The 21,079-nt window shown below is 42.1% G+C and carries 18 protein-coding genes; 9 read left to right on the forward strand and 9 right to left on the reverse strand.

The window, feature by feature from the left end; translation table 11 throughout:
- Positions 1 to 78: 78 nt before the first annotated feature.
- On the reverse strand, positions 79 to 999 hold the full coding sequence (gene fmt, locus ACFS5N_RS15940; RefSeq protein ID WP_377187749.1) for a methionyl-tRNA formyltransferase: 921 nt from the start codon (positions 997 to 999) through the stop codon (positions 79 to 81).
- 93 nt (positions 1,000 to 1,092) lie between these two features.
- The gene (locus ACFS5N_RS15945) at positions 1,093 to 2,316 is read right to left on the reverse strand and encodes an exo-beta-N-acetylmuramidase NamZ family protein (protein WP_377187752.1); all 1,224 of its coding nucleotides are present in this window, start codon (positions 2,314 to 2,316) and stop codon (positions 1,093 to 1,095) included.
- A gap of 81 nt (positions 2,317 to 2,397) precedes the next feature.
- On the opposite strand from ACFS5N_RS15945, the gene ACFS5N_RS15950 reads away from it, so the two are divergent.
- Complete coding sequence (locus ACFS5N_RS15950; protein WP_377187754.1) at positions 2,398 to 3,618, forward strand: ABC transporter permease; 1,221 nt, start codon at positions 2,398 to 2,400, stop codon at positions 3,616 to 3,618.
- Between the two features lie 2 nt (positions 3,619 to 3,620).
- Here the strand turns inward: ACFS5N_RS15950 and mazG are convergent, their stop codons facing one another.
- The 4 genes from mazG to ACFS5N_RS15970 all read right to left on the reverse strand — a co-directional run bounded on the left by mazG (position 3,621) and on the right by ACFS5N_RS15970 (position 8,643).
- A complete protein-coding gene (gene mazG, locus ACFS5N_RS15955) occupies positions 3,621 to 4,424 on the reverse strand; it encodes a nucleoside triphosphate pyrophosphohydrolase (protein WP_377187757.1) in 804 nt (267 codons plus the stop codon).
- Between the two features lie 49 nt (positions 4,425 to 4,473).
- The gene (mnmD, locus tag ACFS5N_RS15960; RefSeq protein ID WP_377187760.1) at positions 4,474 to 5,148 is read right to left on the reverse strand and encodes a tRNA (5-methylaminomethyl-2-thiouridine)(34)-methyltransferase MnmD; all 675 of its coding nucleotides are present in this window, start codon (positions 5,146 to 5,148) and stop codon (positions 4,474 to 4,476) included.
- Positions 5,145 to 6,479 (reverse strand): MBL fold metallo-hydrolase, encoded by a 1,335-nt coding sequence (locus ACFS5N_RS15965; protein WP_377187763.1) that lies wholly within the window; start codon positions 6,477 to 6,479, stop codon positions 5,145 to 5,147. Before ACFS5N_RS15965 ends, mnmD begins: the two co-directional genes overlap by 4 nt.
- Before the next feature lie 124 nt (positions 6,480 to 6,603).
- On the reverse strand, positions 6,604 to 8,643 hold the full coding sequence (locus ACFS5N_RS15970) for a M13 family metallopeptidase (RefSeq protein WP_377187766.1): 2,040 nt from the start codon (positions 8,641 to 8,643) through the stop codon (positions 6,604 to 6,606).
- A 134-nt stretch (positions 8,644 to 8,777) separates the two neighbouring features.
- Here ACFS5N_RS15970 and ACFS5N_RS15975 point away from each other — a divergent pair, with 134 nt between their 5' ends.
- On the forward strand, positions 8,778 to 11,408 hold the full coding sequence (locus ACFS5N_RS15975) for a valine--tRNA ligase (protein ID WP_377187769.1): 2,631 nt from the start codon (positions 8,778 to 8,780) through the stop codon (positions 11,406 to 11,408).
- A gap of 103 nt (positions 11,409 to 11,511) precedes the next feature.
- Complete coding sequence (locus ACFS5N_RS15980; RefSeq protein ID WP_377187772.1) at positions 11,512 to 13,356, forward strand: ATP-binding protein; 1,845 nt, start codon at positions 11,512 to 11,514, stop codon at positions 13,354 to 13,356.
- Here ACFS5N_RS15980 and ACFS5N_RS15985 read toward each other — a convergent pair.
- Positions 13,322 to 13,774: a type I restriction enzyme HsdR N-terminal domain-containing protein gene (locus tag ACFS5N_RS15985; RefSeq protein WP_377187774.1), complete on the reverse strand. Its 453-nt coding sequence runs from the start codon at positions 13,772 to 13,774 to the stop codon at positions 13,322 to 13,324. The genes ACFS5N_RS15980 and ACFS5N_RS15985 overlap by 35 nt on opposite strands.
- A 172-nt stretch (positions 13,775 to 13,946) precedes the next feature.
- On the opposite strand from ACFS5N_RS15985, the gene holA reads away from it, so the two are divergent.
- The 3 genes from holA to ACFS5N_RS16000 all read left to right on the forward strand — a co-directional run bounded on the left by holA (position 13,947) and on the right by ACFS5N_RS16000 (position 16,102).
- Positions 13,947 to 14,969: a DNA polymerase III subunit delta gene (gene holA / locus ACFS5N_RS15990; RefSeq protein WP_377187777.1), complete on the forward strand. Its 1,023-nt coding sequence runs from the start codon at positions 13,947 to 13,949 to the stop codon at positions 14,967 to 14,969.
- Positions 14,970 to 15,063: 94 nt separating this feature from the next.
- Entirely contained in the window at positions 15,064 to 15,600 is a 537-nt protein-coding gene (locus ACFS5N_RS15995; protein ID WP_377187780.1) for a DUF922 domain-containing protein, read from the forward strand.
- A 97-nt stretch (positions 15,601 to 15,697) separates the two neighbouring features.
- Complete coding sequence (locus ACFS5N_RS16000) at positions 15,698 to 16,102, forward strand: EVE domain-containing protein (protein WP_377187783.1); 405 nt, start codon at positions 15,698 to 15,700, stop codon at positions 16,100 to 16,102.
- Positions 16,103 to 16,205: 103 nt separating this feature from the next.
- Here the strand turns inward: ACFS5N_RS16000 and ACFS5N_RS16005 are convergent, their stop codons facing one another.
- Complete coding sequence (locus ACFS5N_RS16005; RefSeq protein ID WP_377187786.1) at positions 16,206 to 16,733, reverse strand: acyl-CoA thioesterase; 528 nt, start codon at positions 16,731 to 16,733, stop codon at positions 16,206 to 16,208.
- Positions 16,734 to 16,835: 102 nt separating this feature from the next.
- Here ACFS5N_RS16005 and ACFS5N_RS16010 point away from each other — a divergent pair, with 102 nt between their 5' ends.
- Positions 16,836 to 19,088 carry a S9 family peptidase gene (locus ACFS5N_RS16010; RefSeq protein ID WP_377187789.1) on the forward strand — a complete coding sequence of 751 codons (2,253 nt, stop codon included), beginning with the start codon at positions 16,836 to 16,838 and terminating at the stop codon, positions 19,086 to 19,088.
- An 87-nt stretch (positions 19,089 to 19,175) separates the two neighbouring features.
- Complete coding sequence (locus ACFS5N_RS16015) at positions 19,176 to 19,751, forward strand: YceI family protein (RefSeq protein ID WP_377187791.1); 576 nt, start codon at positions 19,176 to 19,178, stop codon at positions 19,749 to 19,751.
- 153 nt (positions 19,752 to 19,904) lie between these two features.
- On the opposite strand, the gene ACFS5N_RS16020 is transcribed toward ACFS5N_RS16015, so the two are convergent.
- Positions 19,905 to 20,357: a DUF2147 domain-containing protein gene (locus ACFS5N_RS16020; protein WP_377187794.1), complete on the reverse strand. Its 453-nt coding sequence runs from the start codon at positions 20,355 to 20,357 to the stop codon at positions 19,905 to 19,907.
- 110 nt (positions 20,358 to 20,467) lie between these two features.
- Here ACFS5N_RS16020 and ACFS5N_RS16025 point away from each other — a divergent pair, with 110 nt between their 5' ends.
- Positions 20,468 to 21,001 (forward strand): hypothetical protein, encoded by a 534-nt coding sequence (locus tag ACFS5N_RS16025; protein ID WP_377187797.1) that lies wholly within the window; start codon positions 20,468 to 20,470, stop codon positions 20,999 to 21,001.
- The last annotated feature ends 78 nt before the right edge of the window (positions 21,002 to 21,079 follow it).

A 21,079-nucleotide genomic window follows, 5' to 3' on the forward strand; every position in this document is an offset into this window, starting at 1 on the left:
ACGCGCAGTTATAAGCATATGTGTAGATTTCTCGCTCCGCTCGAAATGACAAATATTGAATAGAATTAGATTCTCGTGTTACAACTTCACCCCACGCAAAAATTCAGTAATTTCCATGCGTTTTTTGCCTTCCTGCTGTACATCCGTAACATTGATAAAGCCATCTTGTGCGGCAAATTTCAGGTGCGATTTGTTGTCGGTTATGAAGGCGCCTGGCTGTATACCAGGTTCAGTTTCCTGGTAGTCGGCTTTGTATATTTTAAAGGTTTTGCCGTTTAGTTCAGTAAAAGCAGTAGGCACGGGGCTTAAACCGCGAATAAAATTATAGATATCAACTACCGGCCTATTCCAGTTTATTTTGCAATCGTCTTTGTAAATTTTCGGGGCAGTTTTTAGTTCTGAATTTTCAGCCGCTAATATCGCCTGCGGATGTTCATTGTATCGTCCGCTCTCAACAGCCTTTACTGTTTTTACCAGTAAGCCTGCGCCTTTATACATTAGCCGGTCATGCAGTTCGCCGGCTGTTTCGTGGCCGGTTAAAGTAACCTTTTCAGTAAATAATACGTTACCTGTATCAATTTCTTGTTTTAAAAAGAAGGTGGTTACGCCGCTTTCTTTTTCGCCGTTAATAATAGCCCAATTAATAGGGGCCGCGCCGCGATAATTGGGTAATAACGAGGCATGCAGATTGATTGTACCTTTGTCAGGCATGTTCCAGACCTCTTCAGGCAGCATTCTGAAAGCTACTACTACTTGCAGGTCGGCATCGAGCGATCTTAGTTCGGCCAGAAACTCGGGGTCCTTTAAATTGGTGGGTTGCAAAACACGTAGTCCGCTTGCTACAGCATATTGTTTTACTGCCGACTCGCTTATTTTTTGACCGCGACCGGCAGGCTTGTCCGGTGCGGTTATTACACCTACAATTTCTGAGCCTGATTTTATCAATTCATCTAACGATGCCACAGCGAATTGCGGCGTTCCCATAAATACAAGTTTCATGCTGATAATATCGGTATTAAATCTGACAAGTTAAGGTGTTTTGAAGCCAAATCAGCAAAAATTACTTAATTAATAACGGTCCGCTAAGACTGATTATTGATATAGCAAATATTTGTGACGCGTGGCCTTAAATTTAGCTAACCCGGGCTCCCAACTCCTGCGTATTTGTGCCTCTGTCATGCCTGCCTCAATTTGTTTTTGAAGCCGGTCTGTGCCGGCTAGTTTGGTGAAGTAGGCATTAAAGAAATGCGCCTTATCCGGGAAAGCTTTGTAAAGCTCGATTAACCATAAAAGGTTAATGTGTCCACTGTTTTTAATGATATTAGTATCATAGTTTTTTAGATTGATACCATAACAAATCTGGTTTTTTTGCGGTGGATCTTCGCTCATACCCGGAATGCTCACGGGCTTAAACGAAAAGCTATATTTACCTTTCAGTAAGGGGTGCCCCACTTGTAAAAAAGGTAACAGCGTACCGCGGCCCAAACTCAATGTGGTGCCCTCAAATAGGCATACACTGGGGTATAATAAAATTGATTGCGCGGTATTTAAATTAGGCGATGGATTAACTGGTAAAGTATAGGTAAAAGCGTGCTTATAGTTAGCCATTTTAATAATCCGCAGTTTGCATTGTATACCATTTTTTAGCCAATGTTCGCCGTTAATCATTTGTGCATACTCGCCAATGGTCATGCCATGAGCAATTGGTATTTGATGCATACCCACAAAAGAGCGGAATGCAGTGTCCAGAATTGGCCCGTCGATAATAGTTCCGTTTGGGTTAGGGCGATCAAGAACCATAAGCTCGATATTGTTTTCGGCGCAAGCTTCCATGACATAATGGAGGGTAGAAATGTAGGTGTAAAATCTGACGCCTACATCTTGTATGTCAAATATAAGCAGGTCGATGCCATTAAGGTCAGCAGGAGTTGGTTTGTAATGTTTTCCGTAAAGCGATATTACCGGCAGGCCTGTCTTAGCATCGACTGCATCATCTATTTTTGCGCCGTTACTGGCGTCGCCCCTAAAGCCATGTTCTGGCCCGTAAACTTTTTTGATATTGATACCGAGTTTCAGCAGGCTATCAACTAATGACGTTTTGTTTTTGCCGATGATTGACGTGGGATTAACCACCATGCCAATATTTTTGCCTTTCAGGTAGTTTAGGTAAAGTTGGGTTTGATCGGCGCCGGTCAATATCGTGGGCAAAACGTTGCGACGGTTTAGTGTTCGGGGAGCAACGGGTTTGCCAAAGGTGTTAAGGGCTAAACTGGCCGTTATCAGTACATACAGGGACAAAGTTTTTATGGTCGTCATAAATATTGATCTCTCTTAAATTAAAATACAATATTAGGCGTTAAAAACGCATATTTGCTATTTACGAAAACAAATACTGCCTTGAGTTTCGCATCATTTATAGCCAGCCGCATTTCTTTTAAGTCTAAACGCACTTTCTCTAAATTGATTGTGCGCATAGCCATTGCGGGTATAATGCTGGGGCTTGGTATTATGATTCTTTCGCTTGCTATTATTCGGGGTTTTAAAGCCCAGATTTTAGAAAAAGTGCGTGGTTTTGATGGCGATATAAAGGTTGTAAAATATGATCTGAATGCTTCATATGAAAACTCCCCGTTTATTAAAGCTGATACCTTTGAAAGTAAAGTTAAACATTCAAAACTTGTAGAATATGCGGCTCCCTTTGCTACTAAACCCGGCATTATCAAAGCCAATAATGAGATTGAGGGTGTACTGCTAAAAGGGGTCGATAAAAACTATAATTGGGCTTTTTTGAAGGCTAATTTGATGGCAGGCCGCGTGGTCGACTTTTCTGATACTACCAGGTCAAAGCAGGAACTCATGATATCGCAGACGCTGGCTAACCGGTTAAAGTTGAAGCTGGGTGATAACCTGATGATGTACTTTGTACAGGAGCCATTGAGACGCCGGCCTTTTAAGGTTGTAGGAATTTTCGACACCAGTATTGAAGATATTGATAAGATTTACGTGATAGGGGATATAGCACTCATTCGCCGTTTAAACGATTGGCGACAAGACGAAATTGGTGGTTACCAGATACGTGTTGCTGATTTTAGCAAGATCGAGGAAACCGGCCGCTTTATTGACAATAACCTGCCGCCAAGATTGAAATATACCACGGTGTTTGAAAACTTCCCGATTATATTTGAATGGCTGCCATTGCTGGATGTTAACGCCCGCGTAATGCTTGTGCTAATGCTTGCTGTCTCTGTTATCAATATGATTTCGGCCTTGCTTATTATGATTTTGGAGCGTACTTCGATGATCGGGATCTTTAAAGCTATGGGCGCCACCAACTGGAACATACAGCGCATATTTTTGTACAATGCTGCTTTAATCATTGGTATCGGATTGATTTTAGGTAATGTGCTGGGTTTAGGTTTAAGTTTGCTGCAATATAAGACACATATCTTTAAACTTGATGCCTCGTCATACTACATGCCATTTGTGCCGATAAAATTAACCTGGTATGATGTGGTGGGATTAAATATCGGTACGATGATTATTTGCTTATTGGTACTGTTGATTCCTTCAATGTTGGTATCAAAAATATCGCCGGTGAAGGCCATACAGTACAAATAGGATTATAGTTTCTTTGCTTCGTTCCAGAATACATCCATCTCATCCAAACTCATATCATGCAGTTGCTTGCCGTTTTCGGCAGCTTTATTTTCCAGATACTGAAAGCGTTTGATGAATTTGCGGTTGGTTTTTTCCAGTGCATCCTCTGGATTGATGTTAATGAAACGGGCATAATTGATCAAAGAGAAAAGCAGATCGCCAAACTCGCTTTCGGCACGTTCATGGTCGATGGTTGTTTCATCTTCGGCATTAAATTCATTTCTGAACTCCTGCATTTCCTCTTCAACTTTGGCCCAAACCTGGCTTTTCTCTTCCCAGTCGAACCCGACACCGCGGGCTTTCTCCTGAATGCGCGATGCTTTAACCAGCGCAGGCAATGACACAGGTACACCGCCCAAAACCGACTTGTTGCCTTCTTTGAGTTTGATCTGCTCCCAGTTGCGTTTTACATCATTCTCGTCGTTCACATTAACATCGCCATAAATATGCGGGTGGCGGTTAATCAGCTTTTCGCAAATACCGTTTAATACATCGGTAATATTGAAGTTGTTAGTTTCAGACGCAATTCTGGCGTAAAATACCAGATGCAGCATAATGTCACCAAGCTCCTTTTTAATCTCGGGCATATCGGCGGCCAATATCGAATCTGAAAGCTCATAAACTTCCTCGATGGTAAGATGTCTTAAACTCTCAAGAGTTTGTTTTTTATCCCACGGGCAGTTTAGGCGCAGGTCGTCCATTATGGTTAACAGGCGTTCAAAAGCTGTTGCAGGGGTGGATGCGTATGCAGGTGGAGTTAAAGCCATGATAGATGTGTAAATGTGCAGATATGCAAATGTGCGGATTTTTAGTGACCTACAGAACAGCGCGTAACATTTCCCTTTTGCCCGGCGCTCCCGGAATTTTCTGTATCGTTAGTCCCAGGCTTTTTAGTATGCGTTTCAGATTTCCGGTAATGGCATAGGTTACAAACACACTGCCCGGCTTCATGAATTTTACGGTATGGCTTATCGCTTCTTCGCCCCACATTTCAGGTTGATGGATAGCGGCAAAAGCATCAAAGTAAATCACATCAAACTTTTGCGCCGATTCAAATTCGAGTAATTGCGTATTCGCGACGTGTAATCTGCAATATTCATTCAGATCTACCGGTTGCTGGAGTGTCGTTTGATAATTGCCGAGCATTTGCTGCCAGGTTTCCGGCGATGCATATTCGTTGTATCCGGTATTGTTAATGAATTCAAAGGTAAGCGGATAAGCTTCGATGCCTGTGTAATTTAATTTGATCTGGTGTTCAATGCAATAGTCGGCTGTTAACAAAAAATTTAATCCGGTGCCAAAACCAACCTCTAATATCGACGCTGACTGTGATTGGCTTTGCTCCAGGAAGTATAACAAACCTGCATTCAGGAAAACGTGCTTACTTTCTTGCAGAGCGCCATGTTTAGAATGATAATTTTCACCAACCAACGGGTTGAAAATGGTTTTCGAGCCATCAGCAGTGGTAACTATTTGCAAATCGCCGGTCATGAATTTGAGAATTGAGTGATCGTATCGCTAAGGTCATAAACCGGGGTCGAACTTATTCTGGCGGCAATTATGCTGCTGGCAGCGGCCGAGCGATAACCAGCTGCGCAGTGAACCACGATAGGTTTCCCTGTCGGGATTTCGTGCAGGCGTTTCCTTAACTCGGGCAGCGGGATTGTTAATGCGTCGGCAAATATCTTTCCATGATTAACCTCGCCATGGTTCCGTACATCTACAATAGTAAATTTGTCTGGGTTGGCTTTGAAATCGTTCAGCTCAAAATTGTCCGACTGAACATTGCCCTCATTGGAAACAACGCCTGCTTTGATCTTTTGCTCGTAACCTATCTTGGCCGCCTTTTTTATGGCGATTTCTAAAGCATCGGTGCTGTCGGCCAATAAATAAAAAGACTCATAGGGTTCAACCACCGAGCCAAGCCATGTCTCAAATTTCTCCGCATCCTGCAAATTTATGGCGCCCTGAAGGTGCCCTGCTCTGAAAGCTTCTTTTTTACGTGTGTCAATAATTAAAGCGTCTTTTTGAATATCATCTGCGCCGGTTATTTGTACAGCTTCAACGCTCGGTATAAAAGCCGGTGCGCCTTGTTTATTCATATCTACATCAAAACCAAAGTAATGCGGTACAAACGGCTGGTCGGCGAGGAGTACTTTGATGAATTCACTTTTGTCGGCTATCTGTAACATGTGGTTTTCCTTCAGTTCGCGGCCCACCGTGGTTTGCAGATCAGGGCTGGTAGTTTTACCACACAGCGAGCCTGGGCCATGGGCAGGGTATACGGTAACATGCTGGGGCAAATGCATCAGTTTATCGCGCAGCGAATCAAACAGCTGCGCCGCCAGCTCTTCTTTTTTAGCAGTAATGTTACCTGCATCTTCGCGCAAATCCGGGCGGCCCACATCGCCAACAAATAAAGTGTCGCCAGTGAATAAGGCGGTGGCTCTGTCATCTTCATCCTTTAATAAAACACAGATAGAATCAGGAGAGTGTCCAGGCGTATTAATGGCCGTTAGCTTAATATCGGCCAGACTAATTACGTCGCCATCATCAAAACTTTGATGTGGGTATAGCGCACCAACCAGTTTACTGCAATAAATGGTTGCACCGGTGGTTTGGTGTATTTCAAGATGTGAGCTTACAAAATCGGCATGTGGATGAGTTTCAATAATGCCCACAATGTCTGCCTCGTGCAAAATTGCAAAGTCATAATATGGCTGTGGATCGCGCGATGGGTCAATCACGACCATCTTGTTATCTCTGATAATGGCGTACGACGCATGGGCCAGGCCCTTGTCGTAAAACTGATGAATGATCATGGTATAAAGATACGGTTTAAGGATAAAGCTAAACAACAAACCCCGGCTTTGGCCGGGGCATGTTTGTAATATTACGTTTTAACCACTTTAGAGTCATCTTGTGGCTTCCGGAAGTTTTAAATACCTACCAAACCTTGGTTCTGTCCTCAGGTTTTTTGTACAGCTTATCGCCTGGTTTAACGTTAAATGCTTTATACCATGCATCAATATTAGTTAATGCAGCATACGCACGGTATCTGCCCGGTGAGTGCGGATCAACCAATACAGCCTGGCCGGCAGCCTCAGGACGAACCATACCTCGCCAAATCTGTGCAAACGACAGGAAGAAACGCTGGTCTGGTGTAAAGCCGTCAATTTTAATGTTACCCTTGCCTTGTTTGGTTTTTTTGAAAGCTTCGTAAGCAATATTAACTCCACCTAAATCGGCAAGGTTTTCACCTAAAGTTAAGCGACCATTTAAGTGTAGGGTATCATTAACGGTGTATGCGTTAAATTGGTCGACCACTTTATCGGCGCGGCCTTTAAATTTGTCGGCGTCCGATTTAGTCCACCAGTCATGTAATGAGCCATCGGCATCAAACTGCCTGCCCTGATCATCAAAACCATGGGTCATTTCGTGACCGATAACAGCCCCAATACCGCCATAGTTTACTGCATCATCAGCAGCAAAATCGAAGAACGGCGGCTGCAGGATGCCTGCAGGAAAAGTAATCTCGTTTTTGTTAGGGCTATAGTTAGCATTAACTGTCGGCGGCGTCATGTTGAACTTTTTCTTGTCGACAGGCTTACCCAGCTGACTTACGTTGTAGTTATAGTGCCATTCGCCAATTCTGCGTAAATTGCCTTCAAAATCATTGCGAACTATAACCAGGCCTTTGTACTCTTCCCAATTGTCGGTATAGCCTATTTTTACACTGAAGGCTGCCAATTTTTTTAGTGCACGGGCTTTGGTTTCATCACTCATCCATTCTACACGTTTAATACGGTCGGCAAAAACACTTTTAAGGTTATTTACCAGATTAATCATGTAAATTTTAGCGGCAGGCTTAAAGTATTTAGCTACATAAAGCTGACCTAATAAGTCGCCCATACTGCCGTCAATCTGCGCAGCCATGCGCTCGCTGCGTGGCGACTGAACTTTTTGACCGGTTAGGGTGCTGGTAAAATCAAATGATGCTTTTACAAATGGCGAGCTTAACTCGTTGGCTGAGTTTTTTAATATCTGCCATTTTAAATATACCTTCCAGTCATCAACCAGCGTTGAGCCAACCAGGTCATCCTCAAATTTAAAGAAATCAGGCTGTCCAACAATTACGCTGTCCTGGCCGGGCGCTTTCATATCAACCATCAACTTAACCCAGTTAAAATGCGGAGTTGATTTCTTGAAGTCGATAACAGATAGCTTGTGGTAGCTTTTGTTAGGGTCGCGTAACTCAACACGGCTCAATTGTGCTTTAGCCAGTTTGCTCTCTATACCAAAAATTACATCAGCATATTTAGAGGCGTCGTTGGCCTCGCCTACCAGGCTAAACAGGTTTATAATATACTGTTTATAAGCATTTTGGATTTTTTTTGAACGTGCGTCATCTTTTAAATAATAATCACGGTCGGGCAATGAGGTGCCACCCTGATAAAAGTTGGCAATATTCACCTCGGGGTGTTTTGAATCGGGCCCTACGCCAAAGGCAAATAGCGGGCTACCCAAGGCGTGTGTGCGCTCATAGGTAATTTCAGCAACAACGTCGTCAGTGGTTTTGATGCGGTCTATGCGCGCCAAATCTGCTTTGATTGGTGTGTAGCCCAGTTTTTCAATGGCTACACTGTCCATAGCGCTGGCATACATATCACCAACGCGTTGTTTAACACTTCCTTTTGGTTGTCCCGGTGTTTTGCTTGTTTCTTTAAGGATGGCTACTACGTGGTCAACATTTTGTTGCGCCAGGATGTTAAATGCGCCCCAACTGGTTTTGTTGCCTGGAATAGAGTGGGTTTTTAGCCAACCTCCGTTGGCATATTCCCAAAAATCATCGCCGGGTTTTACGGATAAGTCCATATTTGCCCGGTCAATAAATTTGGGTTTCGGCTTTACGTTGTCAATAACGAAAGCGCTGGCAGCAAGACATACGCCCCCCGCCAAAATCAGATGAATGATTCTTGGTTTCATTGAATAATTGAGTTCAGTTATTTAATACAATATTAATGATTATTTTATGATAAAAGTATGCATGCATAGTAACAATTATCACACAGATATTCCCGCTACGAAGTTTAGCTGCAAAAGCTTATTTTTGCAGCCTTATGAGTATTGCTAAAACATATTTGCCTAAAGAAGCTGAAGAGAAATGGTATAGTTACTGGTTAGAAAATAACTTTTTCAGATCTGTACCTGACGAACGTGAACCTTACACCATTGTAATGCCGCCGCCTAACGTTACCGGTGTGCTGCATATGGGCCATATGCTAAACAATACCATACAAGATGTGCTGATACGCCGTGCACGTATGAAAGGCAAAAACGCCTGCTGGGTGCCGGGTACAGACCACGCCAGCATCGCTACTGAAGCCAAGGTTGTTGCCATGCTCAAGGAGAAAGGGATCAACAAAAAAGACCTTAGCCGTGCTGAGTTTCTGGATTATGCCTGGGAATGGAAAGAGAAATACGGCGGTATAATCCTTGATCAATTAAAGAAACTGGGCGCCTCATGCGACTGGGAGCGCACCCGCTTTACCATGGATGATGACCTGAGTGAGGCGGTGATAGATACCTTTATTCACCTGTATAAAAAAGGTTGGATCTATCGTGGTATCCGCATGGTGAACTGGGATCCGCAGGGTAAAACTGCTGTAAGTGATGAAGAGGTTATTCGTAAAGAAGTAAATCAAAAGTTATTTTACATCAATTATTATATTGTTGGAAGCTCTGAGTTTTTAACGGTTGCAACTACCCGACCGGAAACTATTATGGCTGATGCCGCCATCTGCATAAACCCTAACGATGCGCGATATACGCATTTGCATGGCAAAAAAGTTTTCATCCCATTAATTAACCGCGAGATACCGGTTATATTGGATGACTATGTAGAGATGGATTTTGGTACCGGCTGTCTGAAGGTTACTCCCGCACACGATTTAAACGACTATGAACTTGGGCAGAAGCATAACCTGCCGGTTATTGATATTTTAAATGATGACGGTACACTGAACGCCAAAGCCGAAATTCTGGTAGGCGAGGACCGCTTTGCCGCGCGCAAAAAAATTGCTGCAATGCTGGAAGAAGCCGGCATGCTGGGCAAAGTCGAAGAATATAAATCGCAGGTAGGTTTTTCTGAGCGTACTAACGCGGTTATCGAGCCGAAGCTTTCGATGCAGTGGTTTTGCAAAATGGAAGAGATGGCTAAGCCTGCATTGGATTATGTTTTAAACGGGGATATTAAACTGATACCCGATAAGTTCATTAATACATACCGCCACTGGATGGAGAACGTAAAGGACTGGTGTATCAGTCGCCAGTTATGGTGGGGGCAGCAGATACCTGCTTACTATCTGCCTAACGGGCAGTATGTAATTGCTAAAACTGTTGAAGAGGCACTTGAGCAGGCTAAAGAACTGACTCAAGACTCAGCACTTACGACTCAGGACTTAACCCAGGAGGAGGATGTAGTTGATACCTGGTTCTCGTCGTGGCTATGGCCGATATCTGTGTTCGATGGATTTAAAGACCCCCAAAATGCTGATATCAATTACTATTACCCAACCAATGATTTGGTAACAGCTCCGGAAATATTGTTTTTTTGGGTGGCACGTATGATTATGGCCGGCCATGAGTTTAGAGGCAAAATTCCGTTTGAGAATGTTTACCTGACCGGGATAGTTCGCGATAAGCTGGGGCGCAAAATGTCTAAGTCGTTAGGTAACTCTCCCGACCCCCTGGATTTGATTGCACAATATGGTGCTGATGGCGTACGTGTAGGCATGTTGCTAAGCTCGCCTGCGGGTAATGATTTGATGTTTGACGAAAGCCATTGCCTGCAGGGACGTAACTTTTATAACAAAGTATGGAACGCCTTTTTATTGGTAAAAGGCTGGGAGGTTGATGATAAACTGGAGAATCCTAACCGGTTGGCTATTAGCTGGTTTGAAAGCCGGTTTAATCAGGCTATGATAGAGATCGAAGATAACTTTGGTCAATACCGTTTGTCAGAAGCTTTGATGTCAACTTATAAACTGGTATGGGACGATTTTTGTGCCTGGTACCTGGAAATGATCAAACCTGCTTATCAAGCGCCTATTGATCGTGATACTTATACCAACACCATTGCTTTCTTCGAGAATATCTTGAAAGTATTGCATCCGTTTATGCCTTTCATTACTGAGGAGTTGTGGCACGACGAACTGTTTGGAATCCGGGATACCCGCGATTGTTGCATTGTGGCGCAATTGCCTGCTAATGGGGAAATTAATGCCCAGCTTTTGGCAGACATTGAAAATGTTAAACAAATTATTACGCAGGTTAGAAATATTCGCAATAACAAAGGTATGTCACCTAAAGAAACACTGCCCTTAGCTGTTAGAGCTAACGGGAATGTTAATTATTTGGCTTATCAAACAATTTTAACCAAGTTGGCAAATCTTAGCGAATTAACTATCGTTAAGGAAAAGATAACCGGCGCGAACAGCTTTTTAGTGTCGACAGATGAATTCTATGTCCCGCTAAGTGAAAATATTGACCCCGTTGCTGAACGCGAACGTCTGCAAAAAGAAAAAGAATACCTGGCAGGGTTTCTAAAATCTGTTAATGCCAAATTAAATAATGAAAGGTTCATGGCTAACGCCAAGCCTGAAATTATTCAGGCTGAGCAGAAAAAGAAATCTGATGCTGAGGCTAAATTAATAATCATAGAAGAGGGTTTGCAGGGATTGGCAGATTAATTGCATCAGTGGTTGGGTTTCCTGATTTTTAATAATAGGTTAATTAAACTTTAATAATAAATTTCAAACCCCATTGGTATAGCGTTTTGCTTATCCACTGATTATGAGTAAAAAAGTAGGCTTTTTTAATTTCTCGTTGCGTAAGGTATTGTCTGATGATCTCTCGATCCTCGATAATGCACGTTTGCGTATGTTATACTATGGGTTAGCCTTATCATTTTTTACCTTATTTGTGATACTTGCTGATGTTATATATCAGCATCATACTATATTGACTATTACAACGGGTATGATGTTCATATCAGCCGGGGTATTATTCAAATTTCTCACTTTTCGCCCCCGTTGGACGCTGATTTCTCACTTAATACTGATAGTAGGCACACTGGCGAACATTGTCGATAGCTATATAGCGATACAAAATGTTGACGTAGTTACTGTTGAAGTGATAATCACTATCCTGCTTTTTAGTGTTTACATGCTGGGCCAGAAAGCGGGCATGATTTATTCGCTGCTTAACGTTGTGCCAGTTTTGGCTTTGGCGCTTTTGCAGTTTAGCAATAACTATGTGTTGCCATTTAAACCTGAGAAAGTTGATCAAACCACCACAATAGTGGCTATGGTTGCCTGCATGGCGCTTATTGCTTTTATTGTAAGCCATTTTTATACAGCTTTTATAAAAACTTTCACTCAACTTGTTGAAACTAACGAAAAGGAGAGTAAACTAACTGCCGAGTTTGAGGAAGCCATGGAAAAGGCGCAAAAATCGTCAGAAGCAAAGTCTGAGTTTTTGTCGACGATGTCGCACGAGATCAGGACGCCATTAAATGCAGTTATAGGCATGAGTAATTTGCTTATCAGCGGTAATCCCCGGCCAGATCAGCGTGAAAACCTAGAGGTGCTTAAATTTTCGGCAGGTAATCTGCTGTCTATCGTAAATGACGTGCTCGATTTCAATAAAATTGAATCGGGTAAATTGGTGTTTGAGAATATCAAGTTCAATATAGTTGAACTGATGCAGAATATTTGCGGCGGCCAGGCCATGACAGCCCGAACCAAAGGCTTGTCATTTCAATTAGATATAGACAATTCACTCAATAGTAAAGTATTATTTGGCGACCCCACCCGTATCACCCAAATAGTATTTAACCTCATCAGTAACGCAATTAAGTTTACCGGCCAGGGTGGCGTAACTGTAAAGGTATCTTGTATTGAAGATCGCCATAACCAGGTTACCGTGAGCTTTACGGTAAAAGACACCGGCATTGGTATAGAGCAACAGCGCCTGGCCATGATATTTGAGCCATTTATACAAGAATCAACCAGTACCACCCGGGAGTATGGCGGCACAGGTTTAGGGTTGGCTATTGTTAAACGTTTGCTTGAATTGCAAGGCCTGAAAATTAAAGTAGCCAGCTCAGTGGGTCGCGGGTCAGAGTTTTCATTCAACATGGAGTTCCCGGTATCTACAGAAGTGTTTGTGGCTAAGCCAAATGTGCCGCAGCAAACCAGCGAAAATAGTGATACGTTAAGCAGTGTTAGGATGCTTATTGCTGAAGATAACCCCGTTAACGTAATGCTAATGAAAAAGCTGTTATCTAAATGGGGCATCACCCCAACCGTTGCCGAGAACGGCGAACGCGCGGTTGAACTGGTGCAATACGGCAACTTTGATATTATATTGATGGATTTGCAGATGCCGGTGATGAACGGCTTCGACGCCGCGATAGAGATACGTAAAATGCGCGATCATCAAAAATCAAGTATCCCAATTATAGCGCTTACAGCTTCGGCGCTGTTTGATATCCGCGAACGCGTACTTGAGTCTGGTATGAACGATTACGTTTCCAAGCCATTCAAACCAAATGAGTTACTGGAGAAGATTCAGGCGCTCACTAAACTCTCTGCCAACTCTTTCAGATTTTCTGATAGTCCGGCAATTGCTCAATAAACTGATAGTTGTTTTCTTTAAAATTAATGCGGCAGTAATAATGCTGTAAACCGTTGGTTACGGCCAGCAAGCCAATTTTGTGCACTATATTATAGCGCGCCACCTGGTCAAATACTTTTTGGTCAATAGCAACAGATGGCGCCTTGCATTCCACCATTAAAACTTTATCGCCGGCCGAATTAAAAGCTATAATGTCCGACCGCCGTTGCTGGCCGTAAAGTCTATGACCTCCCTCCAATTTCAATAAACTTTTAGGATAATTTTTGTGCCCGATGAGGAACTGCACAAAATGCTGGCGCACCCATTCTTCGGGTGTTAAAATGATATTACGCTTGCGTATTTCATCAAATAGCGATAACTGTCCATCCTGGTCGGTAATTTTAAAAGGGTAGGGAGGCAGATTTAGCGGTTGCAGCATTTGGTGAATTCAAAAGGTAAAAGTAAAAATTCAAAACGATTTTACCTTATTGTCATCCTGAACATGGTGAAGGATCTTATACGCCATCATAAGATATTTCGTTATGCTCAACATGACAGGTTATTTATCAACCATACATCATTTTGCCTTTTGAATTTTTACTTTTGACTTAATGAACGCTTCTGACATAATTAAAGACCTTAAAAACCGAAAGTTAAAACCGGTTTATTTATTGCATGGCGATGAACCTTACTTTATTGACCTGGTAAGCAACTATATAGAGCACAAATTATTGTCAGATGCAGAGAAGGGATTTAACCAGACGGTTTTGTACGGTAAGGATACCGATATCATGGCTGTGCTAAATGCAGCCAAGCGTTACCCTATGATGTCAGATTACCAGGTAGTATTAGTTAAAGAAGCGCAAGAACTTAAATGGGGCACTGAAAACGACGACAAGAAAGGCCTCAACCCGTTATTGGCTTACCTGGAAAGCCCGCTGCCAAGTACGGTACTGGTATTTTGCTACAAATACGGCAAGTTTGACAAGCGAAAAAAGGCCTACAAAGCCATCGAAAAAAGCGGGTTGGTATTCGAGTCGGGAACTTTGTATGACAATAAGATACCCGGCTGGATAGAAGAGTATGTAACCGAAAAAGGCTACAAGATCAATGCGCAGGCCTCGGCTATGTTATCGGAGTATTTGGGGAACGACTTGTCTAAGATTGCCAATGAATTAGATAAACTAATGCTGAACGTGCAGCCAGGACAGGAGATAACCCTCAAATTGATTCAGGACAATATCGGTATCAGCAAAGAATATAATGTTTTTGAGCTGCAAAGTGCGTTGGGCCGTAAGGATGCTGTAAAAGTCAACCAGATCATTAATTACTTTGAGGCTAATCCAAAGAATAACCCTATAGTTTTGGTACTAGGTAATCTGAATAACTTTTTTACCAAGGTGCTCATCTATCATTATGTAAAAGATAAGTCGCAACAAAACCTGGCGAAAGAGATGGGTGTAAGTCCGTTTTTTGTGAAAGATTATGAGCAGGCGGCGCGTAGTTATCCGTATGGCAAAACCATGCAGATCATTCATTTTTTGCGTGAGTATGATGTGAAAAGTAAGGGTGTCGATTCAAATACCGATCATGGTGGTTTGATGAAGGAGCTGATGTTTAAGATATTGCATTAATGACAGCTTTTAAATTAGATTAAGAACAACACGATTTTTTAAGATAAAAAGTCTTAACTTGCTTCTGCAATCTATCTTATCTAAACCTTCGGCAATGCGTTTCATTACATTTATCGCATTCTTAATATCGGTTTGCTGCCCAAAGTTACTCAAAGCCCAGGTTATTAAATGGGACGAAAACAGACCTTTAAAATGGTCGGACTTTAAAGGCCGGCTTGGGTTTGGTTGGAGCGCTTCTACTTACACTCAAATTAACTATACTTATAAGGTCTTGAATCTTGATTGTAATTATCTGATTACTTTTGATATAGAAAGTGATTTTTATCCTGAAAATTCGATGTCTTGGAGTCATTATAACGGAGACGATGCCTATTTGCTTAAACATGAGCAATTACATTTTGATATTAATGAGCTTTTTACGAGAAAATTTGCTGCCGCTGTAAATGCCACCGTTTTTACAGATAATTTTAGATCTGAAATACAGGAGATATTTAACAAAAACTGGGCAGAACGCTGTGCTATGGAATCCAGATATGATGCTGAAAGTGAGCATTCAAGAAATTCAAAAATGCAATATCGATGGCAGTTGTTTGTTTACTTACAGTTGTTGCACCTGCCACGAAATTATTGATAAAATGTCTCGTAGGCTTTCGGGTCAAAGCAAAAAGTTTCAAACTTTTCTAATTCTCTTCGGTTTTCTGCATTTTTACGCCATCAAATCACACAACATGAACTACTGGTTAGTAAAATCTGAACCTCATAAATATAGTTGGGAAAAATTTAATGAAGATGGTCTTACCTTTTGGGATGGCGTGCGCAATTACCAGGCGCGCAATAATCTGCGCGATATGAAAGAAGGCGACCTGGTGCTGTTTTATCACAGCAACGAGGGTAAAGAGGTTGTAGGTATAGCCAAGGTTGTAAAAGAATCTTACCAGGACCCAACCACTACCGATCCCAACTGGCTGGTTGTCGACCTGTCGCCGGTTGAAACTTTGAAAAAACCTGTAACTCTCGAGCAAATTAAAGCCGACGAGCGTTTAAAAGATATCGGCCTGGTACGTCAGGGTCGCCTTTCTGTAATGGGCATGAAGCGCGAGGAATTTGACCGTATTGTAGAGCTGGGTAGTTAGTGTATGGAAAAAATGTCATTTCGAGCATCGCGAGAAATCTATACATCTGCTTATGAACGAGTGTATAGATCTCTCATTTCATTCGAAATGACAGCCTTTATATTTAAGCCTTGCTCTGATCACTTATAAATAGCGCTTTCAACTCTGTAGCGTCATCCGCTTTCATTTTTCCGGCCAGTACTAAACGTAGCTGGCGGCGGCGCAGCGCTCCTGCAAAAAACTCCTTTTCCTGATCGGTTTCAGGCAGCAAATTTGGTACTTCTATTTTGTTACCCTCTTGGTCAAGCGCTACAAAGGTGTAATAGGCCTCGTTGCTTTTTACTATCGTAGCTGATGGAACGTTCTGTGCCCATACATCCAGTCTCACTTCAACTGAAGTATTAAAAGCGCGGGTAACCTTAGCTTCTATAGTGACCACATCGCCCAGTTTGATGGAATGCTTAAAAGAAACGTTATCAACCGATGCGGTTACCGCAATGCTGTTACAATGCTTTTGTGCACTTATAGCCGCGGCGATGTCCATCCAATGCAGCAGGCGGCCGCCCATCAGGTTGTGCAGCATATTGGTATCATTGGGTAATACCAGCTCGTTCATAATGGTTAGCGAGTCTTTGGGCGTTTTGGTAATCATAGATCAGTATTTGCACGCAAAGATACAGCTATTGTAACTTAGTACAGATATAATTGTCCAAATGAGGTAAATACTTTAGCTTTAAAACAAATTAACTGAACTATGAATAAAACCGCTGCACAATACCTGTGCATGGCGCTCTTGTCATGGAGCGCGCTCATCAATGCCGCCGAGGCTCAAAGCAAAAAAGAATATAAAAACTTAGGAGACGCCATTATGTCGGGCGGGCAATTGCGTGGCCGGTTAGGTCCGCAAAGCGTGAACTGGATAAACGACGGGCAGAAGTATTCGTATATCTCTGGCGAAGAAATCCGCTCAATGCAGCCTTCAACCTTGAAAGACGAATTGATCTTTAATAACAAAGGACTAAACTTTCCCGGCACGCAAAATCCTTTTAATTATGAATCGTTTCAGTGGTCGCACGATTCAAAAAATCTGGTTTTTCAGTCAAATTTCCGTCCCATCTATCGTAAGTCAGGCATAGCAGACTATTACGTCTACAATCTGGCAAGCAAGCAGCTAAAGCCGGTTGCAAAAGATGCCCGTACGGCCGAGCTATCGCCAAACGGCAAAAAAGCAGGCATTGAGCGTAAGGGTAATATGTTTGTGTATGATTTTACTACAGGCAAGGAGAAGCAGTTAACTAACGACGCTACCGGCGATCACGGAATATTTAACGGGCATTACGATTGGGTTTACGAAGAAGAGTTTGGCCAGCCGCAAGCCTGGAACTGGTCGCCCGACAGCAAGTACATAGCTTACTGGCAATTTGACGAAAGTAAGGTGCCCGATTTTGAAATGACCAACTACGAAGGCCATCATAACGATAACATCAAAATTTCGTTGCCGCAAGTAGGCGACACCAACCCAAAGGTTAAAATTGGCGTAGTTGATGTTAGCACCGGAAAAAAAATCTGGTTAAAGCCCGATGAAACCGGCGATTTTTACATCCCGCGTATTTACTGGACAAGCAACCCGGATGTGCTGGCCATGATGACGCTTAACCGCGAGCAAAACCACATGAAGTTGTATTTCTTCAACGTTAAAACGGGCGAGCACCATGTGGTACTGGAAGAACAGAATAATGCCTGGGTTGCAGTGTTCGACTTTTATACCAACGTTAATGATATGATCTATTTCCCTGAGCACAGCAAGGAGTTTTTCTGGGTTTCAGACCGTTCAGGGTATTACCATATTTATCGTTACGGTTACGATGGTAAACTGATTAATCAGGTTACAAAGGGCAACTGGGATATGATCAAATGCGAGGGCATCGATACCAAATCGCAAACTATTTACTATCTGTCGGCCGAATCATCAGGATTGGCGCAGGAGCTGTACAGTATCAAATTTGACGGCAGTAGTAAGAAAAAATTAAGCGCGGTTGATGGTTTTCACGACGTGAATATGTCGCCGGATACTAAATATTACCTGGATAGCTATAGCAATATTAGCACCCCGACACACGTAGCGCTGTTTGACAACAGCGGAAAGGCTCTGAAAATGCTGGAAGAGAACAAAGGCGTAACCACTTACTTAAGCACGCATGCTTATTCGGCTCCTGAGCCCTTTAAAGTAAAAACCAGTGATGGTGTAACTTTAGATGCCTACATGATCAAGCCTTTCAATTTCGACGAAAATAAAAAGTACCCGGTTGTACTAACTGTTTACGGCGGACCAGAATCGCATTCGTTCTACAATAAATTCTCAGCAAATCCATGGCAGCAGTGGCTGGCGCAAAACGGATATATTGTGGTCGATGTAAATAATCGCGGTATTTCTAACTATGGCAGCCAGTTTTTAAAAATCGGCTACAAACAATTGGGTAAATATGAAAGCGCCGACTTTGCCGAGACAGCACAATACATGAACACGCTGCCTTATGTAGATAAAGGGAAAATTGCCATTATGGGCACCAGCTATGGTGGCTATGCTACCATCTATACGTTATTAACGCACCCGGGCGTGTTTACAGCAGGTATAGCCAACTCGGCCGTAACCGACTGGCGTTTGTATGATGATATTTATACCGAACGTTACATGGGCCTGATGAAAGAGAATGCAGCGGGTTATGACGAAAGCTCTGCTATTAAGCACGCAGCAGGTTTACAAGACCATTTGCTGGTAATTCACTCAATGAGCGATGATAATGTGCATCCGGCCAATACCATGCAGCTGTTAACGGCGTTAACCACAGCAGGTAAAGACGTCGATCTGCGTATATATCCCAAAGGAGCGCACGGTGCTGCGTACGACTTTCAAAGTTATATGCTGATTAACGATGTACAGTTTCAGTACCTGGAAAAATGCCTGAAAGGTAAATACGACCAGCCGAACTTAAACGGAAAAAAGTAGAAAAAACATAGTAAAGTCATAAATATATGTTTAAACATGTATTTTGAAGTGGTCTTTTTACATTTGTCAAAATTAATAACAAGACAAATGAAAAAGACCATTTTACTTTTTGCAGCTATTGTATTCACTGCAAATACTTTGTTCGCGCAAACCACCTGGAAATCGGACAAAATGCACTCTAAGTTAACTTTCACTATCACACACCTTTCCATCTCAGACGTTGATGGTTTGTTTAAAGATTTTGATGCAACTATTGTAAGCAATAAACCAGATTTCAGCGATGCTAAAATTACACTGGTAGCGCAAACTGCATCTATTAACACTGAAGTTGACAAACGCGATGCTCACTTAAAAAGCGCCGACTTTTTTGAGGTTGATAAATTCCCGACCATGAATTTTACCAGCACCGGCATTACCAAGGTGGCTCCTAATAAATATCTATTAAAAGGTAACTTAACCCTGCATGGTGTTACTAAACCTGTTGCCATGAACCTGGTATACCGTGGTAACTTCACTAACCCGCAAACTAATACAACTTCTGCAGGTTTTCAGTTAACCGGTGAGTTAAAACGTTCAGAGTTTAACTTCGGGCAGAAATTTACTGCACCTGTATTAAGTGACGAAGTACAGATTAAAGCTAACGGCGAGTTTATTAAGAGCTAATTAGCTAGCAGTCATGATGCTTGTTATTCTGAGCTACAACGAAGAATTTATGAGAGTGATAGTGAATGGGGATGATGTATAAGATTCTTCGTTATACTCAGAATAACAAATGATAAAAGAGAAAGGCTTCACAATTTGTGAAGCCTTTCTCTTTTATTGAACTCTGTTGAATATCATCGTCTTGCCTATAAACTTAAAGTGCCAGTAGCCAACTACTTTTAAAACGCCGTTTTTATCGAGTTTGGCGACAGCGCTCCAATAGTGGCCGGTTTGTGCATCATATATTTTGCCGTTTTCCCAACTCTCTGAATTTGCATCGTAAGTTACCCCGTTTATTACGTCGATACCTAATATTTTACGGCTGCGCAGCTTAGGGTCGGGGTTATGCTTATCGGTCCACTCTTCCATGGTTTTGCTGTTGTCATCACTTTTAAACCAAACCATTTTGCCCCGGTAAATATTGCCGGTTTTATAGATCTGTACAATAAGGTTTTTATTTGACGATATCCATTTGCCGCAAATGCGGTCGCCTTCGAAATTTGGTTTATCAGGTTGAGGCTGCGCTATTAAAGTTGTGAAAAAAAATAGCGTTAAAAATTTAAACATTAACAGGTTATTCGGCATTATTGCTTTAAAAATCAGATGCACTTAAATTGATGTTTATATTAACTAAATTTAAAGCGTGTTGTTTTAAACTTTCAAACCTAGCAATAAAAATGAAAAAGATATTATTTGTGGTTGCGTTGATACTTTTTGCCGCCGATTTTGCCTTTGCAGACACTATTGCCATAAAGCATTTTGACGTAAAGGAAAATCCCTTTGCTGATAGCGAAGTAGCCATAGTTGCCACCGATAGTTTGGGTAATGTGCAGGAAAATGTAGACGGTGTCTTCGCTTTCACCATCAATGGTTTTGAAGAGCAACTGCAGTTTCAAAAAGGGACGGCCTTTTATCGTCATAAGTTAGATAAGTCTGCCTTTTTTTATGTGAAGCATATTAATGATGCAGGTACGCATTCGGCATTGTATTATATCTACAAATCATCCAACAAACTAAAACCGATACATATCAGCTGGATGCTTTTAGTGATTATCCCCCTGGCGCTGGTATTGTTGGGCTATATGTTTAAGCGATTTATTATTATCGCAATAGTGATATTCCTGATATTTATCTATTTCAACCATCACAATGGCCTTAGTGTCCCAACGTTCTTCGAGAGTATTTTTGATGGATTGAAAGGGATGTTTTGAGATGAAGATATGCAGATGTGCGAATATGCAGATGTGCATATGACAATAAATGAAAAAGGCTCATGGTAAAACCATGAG

The organism is Mucilaginibacter ximonensis, from assembly GCF_042686265.1.
Lineage (GTDB): Bacteria > Bacteroidota > Bacteroidia > Sphingobacteriales > Sphingobacteriaceae > Mucilaginibacter > Mucilaginibacter ximonensis.

Coding starts and splice junctions, on each gene's coding strand:
- fmt (WP_377187749.1), bottom strand. CDS start 999: ATGAAACTTGTATTTATGGGAACGCCGCAATTCGCTGTGGCATCGTTA.
- ACFS5N_RS15945 (WP_377187752.1), bottom strand. CDS start 2,316: ATGACGACCATAAAAACTTTGTCCCTGTATGTACTGATAACGGCCAGT.
- mazG (WP_377187757.1), bottom strand. CDS start 4,424: ATGGCTTTAACTCCACCTGCATACGCATCCACCCCTGCAACAGCTTTT.
- mnmD (WP_377187760.1), bottom strand. CDS start 5,148: ATGACCGGCGATTTGCAAATAGTTACCACTGCTGATGGCTCGAAAACC.
- ACFS5N_RS15965 (WP_377187763.1), bottom strand. CDS start 6,479: ATGATCATTCATCAGTTTTACGACAAGGGCCTGGCCCATGCGTCGTAC.
- ACFS5N_RS15970 (WP_377187766.1), bottom strand. CDS start 8,643: ATGAAACCAAGAATCATTCATCTGATTTTGGCGGGGGGCGTATGTCTT.
- ACFS5N_RS15975 (WP_377187769.1), top strand. CDS start 8,778: ATGAGTATTGCTAAAACATATTTGCCTAAAGAAGCTGAAGAGAAATGG.
- ACFS5N_RS15980 (WP_377187772.1), top strand. CDS start 11,512: ATGAGTAAAAAAGTAGGCTTTTTTAATTTCTCGTTGCGTAAGGTATTG.
- ACFS5N_RS15985 (WP_377187774.1), bottom strand. CDS start 13,774: ATGCTGCAACCGCTAAATCTGCCTCCCTACCCTTTTAAAATTACCGAC.
- holA (WP_377187777.1), top strand. CDS start 13,947: ATGAACGCTTCTGACATAATTAAAGACCTTAAAAACCGAAAGTTAAAA.
- ACFS5N_RS15995 (WP_377187780.1), top strand. CDS start 15,064: ATGCGTTTCATTACATTTATCGCATTCTTAATATCGGTTTGCTGCCCA.
- ACFS5N_RS16000 (WP_377187783.1), top strand. CDS start 15,698: ATGAACTACTGGTTAGTAAAATCTGAACCTCATAAATATAGTTGGGAA.
- ACFS5N_RS16005 (WP_377187786.1), bottom strand. CDS start 16,733: ATGATTACCAAAACGCCCAAAGACTCGCTAACCATTATGAACGAGCTG.
- ACFS5N_RS16010 (WP_377187789.1), top strand. CDS start 16,836: ATGAATAAAACCGCTGCACAATACCTGTGCATGGCGCTCTTGTCATGG.
- ACFS5N_RS16015 (WP_377187791.1), top strand. CDS start 19,176: ATGAAAAAGACCATTTTACTTTTTGCAGCTATTGTATTCACTGCAAAT.
- ACFS5N_RS16020 (WP_377187794.1), bottom strand. CDS start 20,357: ATGTTTAAATTTTTAACGCTATTTTTTTTCACAACTTTAATAGCGCAG.
- ACFS5N_RS16025 (WP_377187797.1), top strand. CDS start 20,468: ATGAAAAAGATATTATTTGTGGTTGCGTTGATACTTTTTGCCGCCGAT.